Consider the following 14282-nt stretch of genomic DNA (forward strand, 5'->3'; position numbering starts at 1 on the left):
TTGGTTCCGTACTAGACATTCCCCCATGCGTATTCGAGTACGGCGCACGGGCGGTTTCGCGGGCATCGAGCGGCAGGGCGAGGTGGACACCGCGGGCCGCCCTGACGCGGCCGAGTGGCGCTCCCTGGCCGAGCGGGCGCTGGCCGCGGGCCGGGCCGCCCCGCCGGCCGGGGTGCCGGACGGCTTCAGCTACCGGATCACGGTGGACGGGAAGACGGTGTACGTCGCCGATCCCCACCTCACCGAGGAGCAGCGCACGCTGATCTCGCGGGTGCTGAAGGAGGGGGCGTGAACGCCCTTGCCGTGCAGGGGTGTTGACGGGAGTTACCGCCGGTACGGATGATCCGCGCATGGCGACGGATCCGATGCCGCAGTTCCCGTCCGGCTTCCAGTGGGGCGTGTCGACGTCCGCCCACCAGATCGAGGGGGCGGCCGACCGACGCGCCCCCTCGGTCTGGGACGCGTTCACCGCCGAGCCGGGCCGGGTGAAGGACGGCTCGACGGCCGCGGTGGCCTGCGACCACTACCACCGCTACCGCGAGGACGTGGCGCTGCTGGCCGGCCTCGGCGTGGACGCCTACCGCTTCTCGGTCTCCTGGCCCCGGGTGACCTCCCCGGGCGGTGCGGACTTCTACGACCGTCTGGTGGACGAGCTGTGCGCGGCGGGCGTCCGCCCGGTGCCGACCCTCTTCCACTGGGACCTCCCGCTGGGCCTGGACTGGCTTCGGCGGGACACGGCGTACCGCTTCGCCGAGTACGTCACGACGGTCGCCGACCGCCTGGGCGACCGCGTGGACCAGTGGATCACTCTGAACGAGCCCGCCGAGCACACCCTGCTGGGCCACGCGCTGGGCGTGCACGCCCCCGGCAAGCGGCTGCTGTTCGACGCGCTCCCGGCGGCCCACCACCAGCTCCTCGCCCACGGACTCGCGGTCGGCGCGTTGCACGCCTCCGGCGCCACCTCCGTCGGCATCGCCAACTCGCACGGCCCGACCTGGCCGGCCTCCGAAGCGGAGGAGGACAGGGCGGCGGCCGACGTCTACGACGTCCTCCTGAACCGCCTCTTCGCGGACCCGGTCCTGCTGGGCACCTACCCGGAGGGCCTGGGCGACCTGATGCCGGGCGACGTGGACGCGGACCTGAAGCTGATCGCCGCCCCACTGGACTTCTACGGCGTGAACTACTACGCCCCCACGCGGGTGGGCGCCCCCCAGTCCGCCCCGACCGAGTTCGGCGGCGTCCCGATACCCGCCGAACTCCCCTTCTCCCTCCGGGAGATCGAAGGCGCCCCGGTCACGGACTTCGGCTGGCCGGTGGTCCCCGAGGCCCTGACCGAGCTCCTGACGGCCTTCCGGACGCGCTACGGCGACCGCCTCCCGCCGATCGTCATCACCGAGAACGGCTGCAGCTACGAGGGCGTCGACGACCAGGACCGCATCGCCTACCTGGACGCCCACATTCGCGCCCTGCACACGGCCCTGACCGCCGGCGTGGACGTCCGCGGCTACTTCGTCTGGTCGCTGATGGACAACTTCGAGTGGGCAGAGGGCTACACCCGCCGCTTCGGCCTGATCCACGTGGACTACGCGACACAGCAGCGAACCCCGAAGGCGTCGTACAACTGGCTGCGGGAGCTGCTGCGGGGGCAGCGGTGAAAGCCGGTGCTCGCGGCGGAGCCCCTGCTCAGAAGCCCAGCTTGCGGAGTTGCTTCGGGTCTCGTTGCCAGTCCTTGGCGACCTTGACGTGGAGGTCCAGGTAGACCGGGGTGCCCAGCAGGGCCTCGATCTGGCGGCGGGACTTGATGCCGACCTCCTTCAGGCGCTTGCCCTTGGGGCCGATGATGATGCCCTTCTGGCTGGGGCGCTCGATGTAGACGTTGGCGTGGATGTCCAGCAGGGGCTTGTCCGCCGGGCGGTCCTCGCGCGGGAGCATCTCCTCCACGACCACGGCGATGGAGTGCGGCAGCTCGTCGCGGACGCCCTCCAGGGCCGCCTCACGGATCAGCTCGGCCACCATCACCTGCTCGGGCTCGTCCGTCAGGTCGCCCTCGGGGTAGAGCGCCGGGCCCTCGGGAAGCAGCGGGATGAGCAGGTCGGCCAGCAGGTCCACCTGCTTCCCCGCGGTCGCCGACACCGGGACGATCTCCGCCCACTCGATCCCCAGCTCCTTGCCGAGCTGGTCGATCGCGATCAGCTGCTCGGCGAGGGCCTTGGAGTCGACCAGGTCGGTCTTGGTGACGATCGCGACCTTCGGGGACTTCTTGATCCCCGCCAGCTCCTTGGCGATGAAGCGGTCACCGGGACCGATCTTCTCGTTCGCCGGCAGGCAGAAGCCGATCACGTCGACCTCGGCCCACGTGGTGCGGACGACGTCGTTGAGCCGCTCGCCGAGCAGCGTGCGCGGTTTGTGCAGCCCCGGGGTGTCCACCAGGATCAGCTGGGCGTCCGGCCGGTGCACGATGCCCCGGACCGTGTGCCGCGTCGTCTGGGGCTGGTTGGCGGTGATCGCCACCTTCTGGCCCACCAGAGCGTTCGTGAGGGTGGACTTGCCCGCGTTGGGACGGCCCACGAAGCAGGCGAAGCCGGCGCGGTGGACGGTCTCGCCCGACTGCTCGGATGACTGGGTACGAACACTCATGGCGTTCATTGTCCCTGATCCACGAGGTCCCGCCGCACCGTGAGCTTCCGGTAACGCTCAGGCAATGAAACGTCACGGAAACACACCCGTACGCGACCGGAAACGCGGGCGGGTGAACCTCTGACGCAGCCCCCACACCGTTGGAGACTCCCGTGACCCTCGCCGCCGCGCACGTCGACACCGGCGACACCGCCTGGCTGCTCGCCGCGACCGCCCTCGTCCTGCTGATGACCCCAGGTCTGGCCCTGTTCTACGGAGGCATGGTCCGCGCGAAGAGCGTGCTCAACATGCTGATGATGAGCTTCGTGTCGATCGCCCTCGTCACGGTGGTCTGGCTGGCGGCCGGCTACTCGCTGGCCTTCGGCGACGACGCCTTCGGCGGACTGATCGGCGGCCTGAGCCACCTCGGCATGGACGGCCTCGGCCCGGACAGCGTCCACGGCACCGTCCCGACCGTGCTCTTCGCCACCTTCCAGCTCACCTTCGCGATCATCACCGCCGCGCTGATCAGCGGCGCGGTGGCGGACCGGACGAAGTTCAGCGGCTGGCTGGTCTTCGTGCCGGTGTGGACGCTGGTCGTATACGTTCCCGTCACCCACTGGGTGTGGGGCCCCGGCGGCTGGATCGCAAACCGGCTCGGCGCGCTCGACTTCGCCGGCGGTCTGCCCGTGGAGATCACCTCCGGCGCCTCCGGTCTCGCCCTGTGCCTGGTCCTCGGCCCGCGCCTGGGCTTCAAGAAGGACGCCATGCGCCCGCACAACCTGCCCATGGTGATCCTCGGCGCCGGCCTGCTCTGGTTCGGCTGGTTCGGCTTCAACGCCGGCTCCGCGCTCGGCGCCAACGGCCTGGCGGCCGAGGCATTCCTCAACACCCTCGCCGCCGGCTGCACCGGCCTGCTCGGCTGGCTCTTCGTCGAGCAGAAGCGCGACGGCCACCCGACCACGCTGGGCGCGGCCTCCGGCGCGGTCGCCGGCCTGGTCGCGATCACCCCGTCCTGCGGCACCGTCTCGCTGCTCGGCGCGCTCGTCGTGGGCCTGGCCGCCGGCGTGGTCTGCTCCTACGCGGTGAGCTGGAAGTTCAAGCTGAACTACGACGACTCCCTGGACGTCGTCGGCGTCCACCTGGTCGGCGGGATCATCGGCACCCTGCTGATCGGCCTGTTCGCCGAGAAGGCGATGACCGGCGGTGTGCAGGGGCTGTTCTACGGCGGCGGGCTCGCCCCGCTCGGCAAGCAGTTCCTCGCCGTGATCGTCGTCGCGCTGTACGCCTTCGGTGTGACGTACGGCCTCGGCAAGGCGCTCGACAAGGTGATGGGCCTGCGGGCGGACCAGGAGCACGAGCACACGGGCCTGGACCTTACGGTGCACGCGGAGACGGCATACGATCACGGCGTCCTGGGCCATGGCGCCCCGGTCGCCCACTCGCTCGTCCCCGCCGACCGGAAGGTCACCTCCCAGGCATGAAGCTCATCACCGCGATCGTCAAGCCGTACCGCCTCGACGAGGTCAAGACCGCTCTGCAGGAGCTGGGCATCCAGGGCCTGACCGTCAGCGAGGCCAGCGGCTACGGCCGTCAGCGCGGCCACACCGAGGTGTACCGGGGCGCCGAGTACCAGATCGACCTGGTGCCCAAGGTCCGTATCGAGGTCGTCGTCGAGGACGCGCTGGCCGAGGACGTCATCGACGCCATCGTGAAGGCCGCGCAGACCGGCAAGATCGGCGACGGCAAGGTGTGGGCGCTGCCCGTCGACACGGTAGTCCGGGTCCGCACCGGCGAGCGCGGACCCGACGCGCTCTAGCTCAGGTCGCGGAGACGGTCTGCCGTACCTCTCCGTCCGGGCCTGCCAGCAGTACCGGCGTGCCCGCGCCGCCCAGGTCGCGTACGGCGGCCAGGTCCTCCGCGGTCGCGGAGGAGGCCTCGGTCACCACCGCCGCCGCCTCCAGCGACTTCGCGCCGGACGCCACCGCCATGGCGACGGCCGTGCGCAGCGCGCTCAGCTTCAGCGAGTCCAGCGCCACGGTCCCGGCGACGTAGGTGCGGCCGGTCTCGTCGCGGACGGCGGCGCCCTCCGGCACGCCGTTGCGGGCCCGGGCCGAGCGGGCCAGGGTGACGATCTTGCGGTCCTCGGGGTCGAGGGCGTTGCTGTCAGTCATGCCCCGAGCATACGAACAGGCCCGGCCGGTCACGGGCCCGGTCCGGCCGGACGCCGTGGGCGGGGCCGGCTCAGCCCCGGTCCAGCCGGAGCCGCTCGGCCCGCGGCAGGCCCGCCACCACCAGGTCGTAGGAGTCCTCGATGAGCTCGCGGACCAGGCGGTCGGGGAGGTCGCCGTCCACGGTGACCGTGTTCCAGTGGCGCTTGTTCATGTGCCAGCCGGGCACGATCATCCCCTCGTGCTCGCGGCGCAGCCGGATCGCGTCCTCGGGGTCGCACTTGAGGTTGACCGTCAGGGGCCGCCCGTCCAGGTGGGTCAGGGCGAACATCTTGCCCAGCACCTTGAAGACCGAGACCTCCGGGTTGAACGGGAAGTCCTCCTCGGCCGCGTTGAAGGACAGGCAGAAGGCGCGCAGCTCCTTGGGGGTCACTCCGGTACCTCCTTCTCGCCGTCGGGCTCGTCCGCCGGGGCGACCGGTTCCACCAGCACCGTGACGATCTTGTTCCGGCGCCCGGCCGCGGACTCGGCCGTCAGCCGCAGCCGGCGCCCGTCGGGCAGTTCGACGACGCTGGAGGCGCCGGCGATGGGGACGCGGCCCAGGGCCTTGGCGAGCAGGCCGCCGACGGTCTCCACGTCCTCGTCGTCGAAGGCCTCCAGACCGTACAGCTCGCCGAGGTCGCCGATGTCCAGGCGGGCGGTGACCCGGAACCGGTCGGCGCCCAGGTCCTCCACCGGCGGCAGCTCACGGTCGTACTCGTCGGTGATCTCACCGACGATCTCCTCCAGGATGTCCTCGATGGTGACGATGCCGGCCGTGCCGCCGTACTCGTCGATGACGACGGCGACATGGTTGCGTTCCTTCTGCATCTCGCGCAGCAGGTCGCCGGCGTTCTTGGTGTCCGGGACGAAGACCGCCGGGCGCATGGCCGTGGAGACCAGCTCGCTCTCCGCGTCCCGGCTGATGTGCGTCTTGCGGGTCAGATCCTTGAGGTAGACGATCCCGACGATGTCGTCCTCGCTCTCCCCGGTCACCGGGATGCGGGAGAACCCGGAGCGCAGGGCGAGCGTGAGGGCCTGCCGGATCGTCTTGTACCGCTCGATGGTGACCAGGTCGGTGCGCGGCACCATGACCTCGCGCACCAGCGTGTCGCCCAGCTCGAACACCGAGTGCACCATGCGGCGCTCCTCGGCCTCGATCAGCGACTCGGCCTCGGCGAGGTCGACCAGCGCGCGCAGCTCCGCCTCGGAGGCGAACGGGCCGCGGCGGAAGCCCTTGCCGGGGGTGAGGGCGTTGCCGATGAGGATCAGCAGCGACGGGATCGGGCCCATGATCCGGGCCAGCGGCAGCAGGACGTACGCCGCCGCGGTCGCGGTGTTCAGCGGGTGCTGGCGGCCGATGGTGCGCGGGGAGACCCCGACGGCGACGTAGGACACCAGCACCATCACGGCGATCGCGACCAGCAGCGCGGCGGCGGTGCCCTCGAACTCCTGCAGGCAGGCGTAGGTGACCAGGGCGGCGGCGGCCATCTCGCAGGCGACGCGGACCAGCAGCGCCACGTTGAGGTAACGGGTGGGGTCGGCGGCGATCTGGGCGAGCTTGGCGCTGCCGCGGCGGCCGGACTTGACGGCCTCCTCGGCGCGGAAGCTGGAGACCCGCGCCAGGCCCGCCTCCGCGCAGGCGGCGAGCCAGGCGATCACGACCAGGGCGATGGCGCCGAGGACGATCTGTGGACTCATGGCCTACGAGACGGTGGGCGCCGGGGACGGGCCGGTCAGGCCCCGCTCCGCGCGCCAGCCGTCCACGATGGCCGCCTGCAGGCCGAACATCTCGGCCTTCTCGTCCGGCTCCTCGTGGTCGTAGCCCAGCAGGTGCAGCACACCATGGACGGTGAGCAGCTGCAGCTCCTCGTCCATGGAGTGCCGCGTCGGCGCGTCGGCGCCCTGCTTGGCGGCGACCTCCGGGCACAGCACGATGTCGCCGAGCAGGCCCTGCGGGGGCTCGTCGTCGTCCTTGGCCGGGGGCCGCAGCTCGTCCATCGGGAAGGACATGACATCGGTGGGCCCGGGCAGGTCCATCCACTGCACATGGAGCTGCTCCATGGCGTCGGCGTCCACGACGATCACCGAGAGTTCGGAGAGCGGGTGGATGCGCATCCGTGCGAGTGCGTAGCGGGCGATGTCGAGGATCGCCTGCTCGTCGACCTCGGTTCCGGACTCGTTGTTGACGTCGATCGACATGGTGCTGTGTGTGTCTACTTCCCCTTGTGCGCGGACTTGCCCCGGCCGGGCTTGTGCCCGCCGTTCTCCGTGCCGTGCTTGCTGTCGTACATCTCGTACGCGTCGACGATACGGCCGACCAGCTTGTGCCGGACGACATCCTGCGACGACAGCCGGGAGAAGTGGACGTCCTCGACGCCCTCCAGGATCTCCTGGACCTGACGCAGACCGGACTTCGTCCCGCCCGGCAGGTCGACCTGCGTCACGTCACCCGTGATCACGATCTTCGAGTCGAAGCCGAGGCGGGTGAGGAACATCTTCATCTGCTCGGGGGAGGTGTTCTGGGCCTCGTCGAGGATGATGAAGGCGTCGTTCAGCGTGCGGCCGCGCATGTACGCGAGCGGCGCGACCTCGATCGTGCCGGCGGCCATCAGCCGGGGGATCGAGTCCGGGTCGATCATGTCGTGCAGCGCGTCGTAGAGCGGGCGCAGGTAGGGGTCGATCTTCTCGTAGAGCGTGCCGGGCAGGAAGCCGAGCCGCTCGCCGGCCTCGACGGCGGGGCGGGTGAGGATGATCCGGTTGACCTGCTTGGACTGCAGGGCCTGGACCGCCTTGGCCATGGCGAGGTACGTCTTGCCGGTACCGGCGGGGCCGATACCGAAGACGATCGTGTGCTTGTCGATCGCGTCGACGTACCGCTTCTGGTTGAGGGTCTTGGGGCGGATGGTGCGGCCGCGCGAGGACAGGATGTTCTGCGTGAGCACCTGGGCCGGGGTCTCCGGCCCGTCGTTCGTCCCGGCCTCGCTCGCCTTGAGCATGGCGATCGAGCGTTCCACTGCGTCCTCCGTCATCGGCTGCCCGGTGCGGAGCACCAGCAACATCTCCTCCAGCACGCGCGAGATCAGCGCGACGTCCACGGGGGCGCCGACGACGCTGATCTCGTTGCCCCGGACATGGATGTCGGCCGCCGGGAAGGCCTTCTCGATCACACGCAGCAGGGAGTCGCCGGAACCCAGCACGGTCACCATGGGGTGCTGGGCGGGGACGGTGAACTGTGCCTTCGCCTGCCCCTGCGCGGGGGTGTGAGCTGTGGGTGTCTGAGTCATGGGCCGGCGCCGCGCGCCTGCGGTTCCTCCTCGTCACGGCCGCGCATGGCTTCGAGCGGCCTCGCGATATCCAGGGTACGACGCGGGGCGGACTGTGCCGAAGGGCTTTTCGAGGGCGGGTGCGCGGGGCGCCGGGACCGTTTTCGTCCGCGGGTGTGCAGGACGCCGGGTGCGCGGCCCCTCCTCACGCCGGGCGGCGGAAGCCGATCGTGGGGACCGCCCGCCGCAGCGGCCAGCAGGCCGAGCGTTCCTCGGGGACCAGGCCGTCGAGGAAGGCGTAGCGGTTCAGGGCCGTCGGGTCCTGGCCGTCCACCGAGCGGACCTTGCGCCACCAGGCGCCGATCTCCGCCCACCCCGGCGCCGACAGGGAGCCGCCGAACTCCTGCACCGACAGCGCGGCGGTCAGGCCCGCGAAGGCGAGGCGGTCGGCGAGCGGCCAGCCGGCCAGCGTGCCGGTGACGAAGCCCGCGACGAACACGTCCCCGGCGCCGGTCGGGTCCAGGGCCTCCACGGCGATCGCCGGCACCTCGGCGGACTCACCGGTGCGCCGGTCGACCGCGTACGCCCCCTCCGCGCCGAGCGTGACGACCGCGACCGGTACGTGCCGGGTGAGCGCGTGCGCGGCGGCCTTCGGGCAGTCGGCGCGGGTGTAGCGCATCGCCTCCTCGGCGTTGGGCAGGAACGCCTCGCAGTGTTCGAGGTCGGCGAGGCCGGCCAGGTCCCACGCCCCGGTGTCGTCCCAGCCGACGTCGGCGAAGATGCGGGTGCCGCGGCTCGCGGCCTTGGCGATCCAGGGGGCGCGTCGGCCCGGTGTGAGGGAGGCGACGGCGGCGCGGGCGTGCGGCGGATGGTCCGGGGCGGCCTCCTCGGGGGGCGGCTCGTGTCCGTGGGAGACCATCGTGCGCTCCCCCTCGTAGGCCATCGAGACGGTGACCGGCGAGTGCCAGCCGGGCACGGTGCGCGACGGCGAGAGGTCGATGCCCTCGCCCTGCTCCAGCGCGTCCCAGCAGTACTCGCCGTAGTGGTCGTCGCCGAAGGCCGCGGCCAGCGAGGTGCGCAGCCCGAGCCGGGCGAGCGCGGTGGCCATGTTGGCGACGCCGCCCGGGCTGGAGCCCATCCCCCGCGCCCACGACTCCGTCCCCCGGACCGGTGCGGAGTCGAGGCCGGTGAAGATGATGTCGAGGAAGACCGTGCCCGTCAGGAAGACGTCCCAGGGCGGATCGCCTGCCGTGCGCAGGGCGGCGAGCGGGTCGATCTGGGGCCGGCTGTGGCCTCCCAGGGATCCCATCGATCCCATGGCTCCGGTGGACGCGGTCACGGTGCGCTCCCTGACGTGGTGCGGATCTGGCCAGTGTGCACCACGCCCCTGACAACCCGCCGCTTCCGTCCGGCAACTCACCGCGACCGCCCGGCCGGAGCCCGCGTCAGGCCGGCGCCGCCCCGGGGCGTCCCGCCACCCGCGCGGCTCCCGGCGTCGTCTCCGGTGCCGCCGGGGTCACGGCGGGCCGGGCCTTCACGCGGCGCCGGTCGTTGCGGCCGCCGCCCCGCACCAGCAGCACGCTCAGCGCGGCGAGGAAGCCGACGGCGGTGAGGCCGACCAGCCCGCCCTTCGTCGAGCCCGTCGCGTCCTCGATGAGCCCGAACGCGGTCGGCGCGACGAACCCGCCCAGATTTCCGATGGAGTTGATCAGGGCGATGCCGGGCGCGGCGGCACGGGCGTCGAGGTAGCTCTGCGGGATCGTCCAGAAGACCGGCGAGGCCGGCTTGAACCCCATCGCGGCCAGGCACAGCGCGCCCAGTCCCAGCCACGGCGAGACGAACACCGCCAGCAGCGTCCCGGCGCCGCCCAGGAGCAGCAGCGCCACCAGCACCGGGCGCCGCCGCCCGAGCCGGTCCGAGATCCGCCCGCTGACGTACACCGCGGCGATGGCGCACAGCCACGGCACCGCCGTCAGCAGTCCCACCTGGAACTCGCTGAGCCCGCCGATGTCGTCGACGATCGACGGCAGCCAGAACGTCACCGCGTACAGCGCCACGTTGATGGCGAAGTAGATCCACAGGAAGACGAGCATCTGCGGGTCGGCGAGCAGCTTCCAGCGGGACACCCGGGCACCCGCGGTGTCCCGTCCCCGCTGTTCGGCGTCGATGACCTCCACCAGCGCGGTCTTCTCCTCGGCCGTCAGCCAGTCGGCGGTCTCCACGCCGGAGTCCAGGAAGCGGTAGACGACGAAGCCGAGGACGACGGAGAACACGCCTTCGACGAAGAACATCCACTGCCAGCCCGCGTGCCCCCACACGCCGTGCATCTCCAGCAGCGCCCCGGAGACCGGGCCGACGACGACGGTCGCCGTGCCGGAGCCCATCAGGAAGACTCCTGTGGCGCGGCCGCGGTGGGAGTCGGGCAGCCAGCGGCTGAAGTAGTAGATGACGGCGGGGAAGAACCCGGCCTCGGCGACGCCGAGCAGGAAGCGCAGGGCGTAGAACATGCCGGCGCTGTCGACGAAGGCCATCGCCGTCGCCACGACACCCCAGCTGATCATGATCCGGGTGAGCCAGACCTTGGCGCCGAAGCGCTCCATCAGCATGTTGGAGGGGACTTCGAAGATCGCGTACGCGATGAAGAAGATGCCCGCGCCGAGCCCGAAGGCCGCGCCGGACAGGCCCACGTCGGCCCGCAGCTCGTCCTGGGCGAAGCCGAGATTGACGCGGTCCATGTAGTTGGCCACGAACATCACGAAGAAGAGCGGGACCACACGGCGGAAGATCTTGCGGATGGCGGACTGTACGGCCGGTGGGTGTACCTCGGGGACTGCTGCCGGCACGAGCGGCTCCGATCGTGAGCGGGGAAGGTGAGTGAGCAGCGGAGGAACAGCGGGGGTTCAGCGGGGTTCAGCGAGAGGCGGCGGGAGTCACCAGCGCGGGACCGACGGGGTGACCCACTCCGGGTCGGCGACACGCATGGCGGCCTCGTCGTCGCGGTCGCGCAGCCGGCCGTCGTCCTCCAGCCAGCGCCGGTGCAGGAACGCGAGCCTGTCGCGGTCGAGTTCCACGCCCAGGCCGGGCGCGTCGGACACGGCGACGCGGCCGCCCTCGAACGTCAGCCGCTCGGTGAGCACGTCCTCCGACTGCCAGGGGTAGTGGGAGTCGCAGGCGTGGTGCAGATCGGGGACCGTGGCCGCGACATGGGTCATCGCGGCCAGCGAGATGCCGAGGTGGGTGTTGGAGTGCATGGACACCCCGACCCCGAAGGTGCGGCAGAGCGCGGCGAGTTGCTGGGTGTTGCGCAGCCCTCCCCAGTAGTGGTGGTCGGAGAGGACGACCTGCACGGCGTCGCGCGTGAAGGCTTCCTTGATCTCGGCGAACGTCGTGACGCACATGTTGGTGGCGAGCGGCACGTGGGTCGCGCGGGCCACCTCGGCCATGGCCGGGGTGCCGAGGGCGGGGTCCTCCAGGTACTCCAGGACGTCCCCGAGTTCCTCGGCGACCCGCAGCGAGGTCTCGACCGACCAGGCGCCGTTGGGGTCGAGCCGCAGCGGGTGCCCGGGGAAGGCCTCGGCCAGCGCGCGGATCGCCGCGATCTCCTGGTCGGGCGGGAAGACACCGCCCTTGAGCTTGAAGGAGGTGAATCCGTAGCGCTCGGTGAAGATCCGCGCCTGCGCGACGACCCCGGCCGGGTCCAGGGCAGCCCCCCAGTCGTCCTTCTCGGCGGCCACGCCCTGCGGGTGCTCGGCCCATTTGTAGAACAGGTAGGCGCTGTACTCCACGGCGTCGCGCACCTTGCCGCCGAGCAGCGTGTGCACGGGCAGGCCCAGTGTCTTGCCGAGGGCGTCGAGGCAGGCGACCTCGAACCCGGAGACGACGGACAGCCGCAGCTTGTCGGCCGTCTGCACACCGCGCAGGCCGCCGACGTCGACCTGGCCGGAGACCCGGGAGGCGTCCACGGCGATCTCGTCGGCCACCGTGAACAGCCCGTTCAGATCGCTCACCTGGCGGCCGACCAGACGCTCGGCGAACGGCCGGACCAGCTCCAGGTACTTGGTGTCGCCGTAGGTCTCGCCGACGCCGGTGACGCCGTCGGCGGTGACGACCTCCACGATCAGCCGCGGGGTGTACGGCTGGTGGACGCCCTGGGTGTTCAGCAGCGGCGGGTCGGCGACCAGGATCGGGGTGAGGCGGACGTCGGCGACGGTGAGGTTCACAGGGCGGCTCCTACGAGGTCCAGTCCGGCGGTGAGCAGGTTCTTGAGGTCGGCGAGGTCTGCGGCCGAGGGGTCGGTGAGCGGGGCGCGCACGGGGCCGACGGGTGCGCCGCGCAGCCGGGCCGCCGCCTTCACCAGGGACACGGCGTATCCGGGGACACGGTCGCGCAGTTCGACGAGGGGGACGTAGAAGCCGCGCAGCAGTTTGTCGACAGCTCCGTCGTCGCCGGCCCGCAGGGCGGTCAGGAAGGCGTGCGCGATCTCGGGGGCGAAGGCGTGGACGGCGGAGGAGTAGGCGGGCACCCCGACGGTGGCGTAGGCGCGGGCCTGGATCTCGGCGGTGGCGGCACCGTTGAAGAACAGGAAACCCTCGGGGGCGGCGAGGGTGAGGCGCTGGAGCCGGTCCAGGTCGCTGTGGCCGTCCTTGAGGCCGATGACGTTCGGGATCCCGGCGATGCGGCGCAGGGACGCGGCGGTGTAGGCGACCTGGCCGCGCTGGTAGGCGATCAGCGGCAGTGAGGTGCGGGCGGCGAGCTGCTCCAGGTGCGCGACGAGCCCGTCCTGCGGGACGTCGACCAGGTAGTGCGGCAGGACGAGGAGGGCGTCGGCGCCGCACTCCTCGGCGATCCGCGCGAAGCGGGTGGCCTGGGCCCAGCCGTAGCCGGTCCCGGCGACGACGGGGACGCGGCCGGCGGCTTCCTCCACCGCCAGGGCGACGACCTGCCGGTAGTCGTCCTCGTCGAGGGAGAAGAACTCCCCGGTGCCGCAGGCGGGGAACAGCGCGCCGGGGCCGGCGGCGAGCTGGGCCGCGAGGTGGGCCCGGCAGCCGTCCGCATCGAGGGTGCCGTCGTCGTGGAAGGCGGTGAGCGGGAAGGAGAGCACCCCGCCCGCCATCCCGTCCCGCAGCCTGCGCGCCACGTCCTGCGTGCGCCGGTCGTCGACCACCGATCTCATCTCCCCATGTAGATGTCATCCACGTATGAAGACAGAGATTATTGAGGCGAACAGGTGGCGTCAATGGGCCGACGCGAGCCGCTTACGATCGGCACATGGCGGAGACAGGCGGCGGCGTCCGCGAGGTGAAGTCGGCGGCGCGCACGGTGGAACTGCTGGAACTGCTGGCCGCGCGCGGCGACCGCCCGGCCAGGCTGCAGGAGCTGGCCGAGGCGCTGGACGTGCCGCGCAGCTCGATGTACGCCCTGCTCCAGACCCTGATCTCGCGCGGCTGGGTGCGCACCGACGTCACCGGTTCGCTCTACGGCATCGGCATCCACGCCCTGCTGACCGGCACCAGCTATCTGGACTCCGACCCGCGTGTGCGCCTGGCCCGCCCCTATCTGGACGAGGCGTCGGACGCACTGGGCGAGACGATCCACCTGGGCCGGCTGGACGGGCACAGCGTGGCCTACCTGGCGACCCGCGAGTCGCACGAATACCTGCGCACCATCAGCCGCGTCGGCCGCCGCCTCCCGGCGCACGCCGGCGCCCTGGGCAAGGCGCTGCTCGCCGAACGCCCCGACGAGGAACTCCCCGAGGGCCCGTACGAGGCGCTGACCCCGCACTCGCACACCACCCGGGCATCCCTGGCCGCCGACCTGGCCGCGACCCGCGCGCGCGGTTACTCCGTCGACCGCGAGGAGGGCGTGCTCGGCATCGTCGGCTTCGGCTTCGCGCTGCGCTACGACACCCCTGCGCAGGACGCGGTCAGTTGCTCGGTGCCGGTGGCCCGGCTGACGGCGGAACACGAGGAGCGGATCGTCGCGGTGATGCGGGAGATCCGGGCGAAGATCGAGGCCACCGCCCCCGCCGCGAGCGGCGCCCCGCACTGGCGGTAGCGCCCCCGAAAGCGGGCTCGCTCACCCCCCTCACCCGCGCGGCAGCGCGCTCTTTTACCCGTCCTCACCCCCGCCAAACCCAACGTGCCGCAGATCACACCCCCCGGGCTTCTTCCGGCACGTCGCGCTTGATACA

At 71.6% G+C, this 14282-nt stretch carries 15 protein-coding genes; 5 read left to right on the plus strand and 10 right to left on the minus strand.

Annotation, left to right across the window (positions count from 1 at the left end; translation table 11 throughout):
- The first annotated feature begins 25 nt into the window (after positions 1-25).
- On the plus strand, positions 26-292 hold the full coding sequence (locus C3489_RS30460; protein ID WP_103785318.1) for a protealysin inhibitor emfourin: 267 nt from the start codon (positions 26-28) through the stop codon (positions 290-292).
- Positions 293-350: 58 nt separating this feature from the next.
- Positions 351-1655 (plus strand): GH1 family beta-glucosidase, encoded by a 1305-nt coding sequence (locus tag C3489_RS30465; protein WP_103785319.1) that lies wholly within the window; start codon positions 351-353, stop codon positions 1653-1655.
- Between the two features lie 28 nt (positions 1656-1683).
- On the opposite strand, the gene era is transcribed toward C3489_RS30465, so the two are convergent.
- The gene (gene era / locus C3489_RS30470) at positions 1684-2637 is read right to left on the minus strand and encodes a GTPase Era (RefSeq protein WP_103785350.1); all 954 of its coding nucleotides are present in this window, start codon (positions 2635-2637) and stop codon (positions 1684-1686) included.
- Between the two features lie 152 nt (positions 2638-2789).
- Between era and C3489_RS30475 the strand changes: the two genes are divergently transcribed.
- Both C3489_RS30475 and C3489_RS30480 read left to right on the plus strand, forming a co-directional pair.
- A complete protein-coding gene (locus C3489_RS30475; RefSeq protein ID WP_103785320.1) occupies positions 2790-4100 on the plus strand; it encodes an ammonium transporter in 1311 nt (436 codons plus the stop codon).
- Positions 4097-4435: a P-II family nitrogen regulator gene (locus C3489_RS30480; RefSeq protein ID WP_103785321.1), complete on the plus strand. Its 339-nt coding sequence runs from the start codon at positions 4097-4099 to the stop codon at positions 4433-4435. The genes C3489_RS30475 and C3489_RS30480 overlap by 4 nt, the downstream gene beginning before the upstream one ends.
- A 1-nt stretch (position 4436) precedes the next feature.
- Here C3489_RS30480 and C3489_RS30485 read toward each other — a convergent pair whose 3' ends face one another.
- The 9 genes from C3489_RS30485 to C3489_RS30525 all read right to left on the minus strand — a co-directional run bounded on the left by C3489_RS30485 (position 4437) and on the right by C3489_RS30525 (position 13265).
- On the minus strand, positions 4437-4790 hold the full coding sequence (locus C3489_RS30485) for a cytidine deaminase (protein WP_103785322.1): 354 nt from the start codon (positions 4788-4790) through the stop codon (positions 4437-4439).
- A 70-nt stretch (positions 4791-4860) separates the two neighbouring features.
- Positions 4861-5220, minus strand: a complete 360-nt coding sequence (locus tag C3489_RS30490) for an MmcQ/YjbR family DNA-binding protein (protein WP_103785323.1) — start codon at positions 5218-5220, stop codon at positions 4861-4863.
- Entirely contained in the window at positions 5217-6527 is a 1311-nt protein-coding gene (locus tag C3489_RS30495) for a hemolysin family protein (RefSeq protein ID WP_103785324.1), read from the minus strand. The genes C3489_RS30490 and C3489_RS30495 overlap by 4 nt, the downstream gene beginning before the upstream one ends.
- Positions 6528-6530: 3 nt before the next feature.
- Complete coding sequence (gene ybeY / locus C3489_RS30500; protein ID WP_103785325.1) at positions 6531-7028, minus strand: rRNA maturation RNase YbeY; 498 nt, start codon at positions 7026-7028, stop codon at positions 6531-6533.
- Positions 7029-7042: 14 nt separating this feature from the next.
- Positions 7043-8113: a PhoH family protein gene (locus C3489_RS30505; RefSeq protein WP_103785326.1), complete on the minus strand. Its 1071-nt coding sequence runs from the start codon at positions 8111-8113 to the stop codon at positions 7043-7045.
- A gap of 184 nt (positions 8114-8297) precedes the next feature.
- The gene (locus tag C3489_RS30510; RefSeq protein ID WP_103785351.1) at positions 8298-9410 is read right to left on the minus strand and encodes a carbohydrate kinase family protein; all 1113 of its coding nucleotides are present in this window, start codon (positions 9408-9410) and stop codon (positions 8298-8300) included.
- 127 nt (positions 9411-9537) lie between these two features.
- Positions 9538-10935, minus strand: a complete 1398-nt coding sequence (locus C3489_RS30515) for an MFS transporter (protein WP_103785327.1) — start codon at positions 10933-10935, stop codon at positions 9538-9540.
- Between the two features lie 87 nt (positions 10936-11022).
- Complete coding sequence (locus tag C3489_RS30520; RefSeq protein ID WP_103785328.1) at positions 11023-12312, minus strand: glucarate dehydratase family protein; 1290 nt, start codon at positions 12310-12312, stop codon at positions 11023-11025.
- Positions 12309-13265 carry a 5-dehydro-4-deoxyglucarate dehydratase gene (locus tag C3489_RS30525; protein ID WP_103785329.1) on the minus strand — a complete coding sequence of 319 codons (957 nt, stop codon included), beginning with the start codon at positions 13263-13265 and terminating at the stop codon, positions 12309-12311. The genes C3489_RS30520 and C3489_RS30525 overlap by 4 nt, the downstream gene beginning before the upstream one ends.
- 95 nt (positions 13266-13360) lie before the next feature.
- On the opposite strand from C3489_RS30525, the gene C3489_RS30530 reads away from it, so the two are divergent.
- A complete protein-coding gene (locus C3489_RS30530) occupies positions 13361-14146 on the plus strand; it encodes an IclR family transcriptional regulator (protein WP_103785330.1) in 786 nt (261 codons plus the stop codon).
- The last annotated feature ends 136 nt before the right edge of the window (positions 14147-14282 follow it).

The sequence above is a fragment of the Streptomyces sp. Ru71 genome (genome assembly GCF_002920535.1).
Taxonomy (GTDB): domain Bacteria; phylum Actinomycetota; class Actinomycetes; order Streptomycetales; family Streptomycetaceae; genus Streptomyces.

Excerpts from the sequence above, each read along its gene's own strand:
- C3489_RS30460 (WP_103785318.1), top strand. The coding sequence starts at position 26 with ATGCGTATTCGAGTACGGCGCACGGGCGGTTTCGCGGGCATCGAGCGG.
- C3489_RS30465 (WP_103785319.1), top strand. The coding sequence starts at position 351 with ATGGCGACGGATCCGATGCCGCAGTTCCCGTCCGGCTTCCAGTGGGGC.
- era (WP_103785350.1), bottom strand. The coding sequence starts at position 2,637 with ATGAGTGTTCGTACCCAGTCATCCGAGCAGTCGGGCGAGACCGTCCAC.
- C3489_RS30480 (WP_103785321.1), top strand. The coding sequence starts at position 4,097 with ATGAAGCTCATCACCGCGATCGTCAAGCCGTACCGCCTCGACGAGGTC.
- C3489_RS30485 (WP_103785322.1), bottom strand. The coding sequence starts at position 4,790 with ATGACTGACAGCAACGCCCTCGACCCCGAGGACCGCAAGATCGTCACC.
- C3489_RS30495 (WP_103785324.1), bottom strand. The coding sequence starts at position 6,527 with ATGAGTCCACAGATCGTCCTCGGCGCCATCGCCCTGGTCGTGATCGCC.
- ybeY (WP_103785325.1), bottom strand. The coding sequence starts at position 7,028 with ATGTCGATCGACGTCAACAACGAGTCCGGAACCGAGGTCGACGAGCAG.
- C3489_RS30505 (WP_103785326.1), bottom strand. The coding sequence starts at position 8,113 with ATGACTCAGACACCCACAGCTCACACCCCCGCGCAGGGGCAGGCGAAG.
- C3489_RS30510 (WP_103785351.1), bottom strand. The coding sequence starts at position 9,410 with ATGGGATCGATGGGATCCCTGGGAGGCCACAGCCGGCCCCAGATCGAC.
- C3489_RS30525 (WP_103785329.1), bottom strand. The coding sequence starts at position 13,265 with ATGAGATCGGTGGTCGACGACCGGCGCACGCAGGACGTGGCGCGCAGG.
- C3489_RS30530 (WP_103785330.1), top strand. The coding sequence starts at position 13,361 with ATGGCGGAGACAGGCGGCGGCGTCCGCGAGGTGAAGTCGGCGGCGCGC.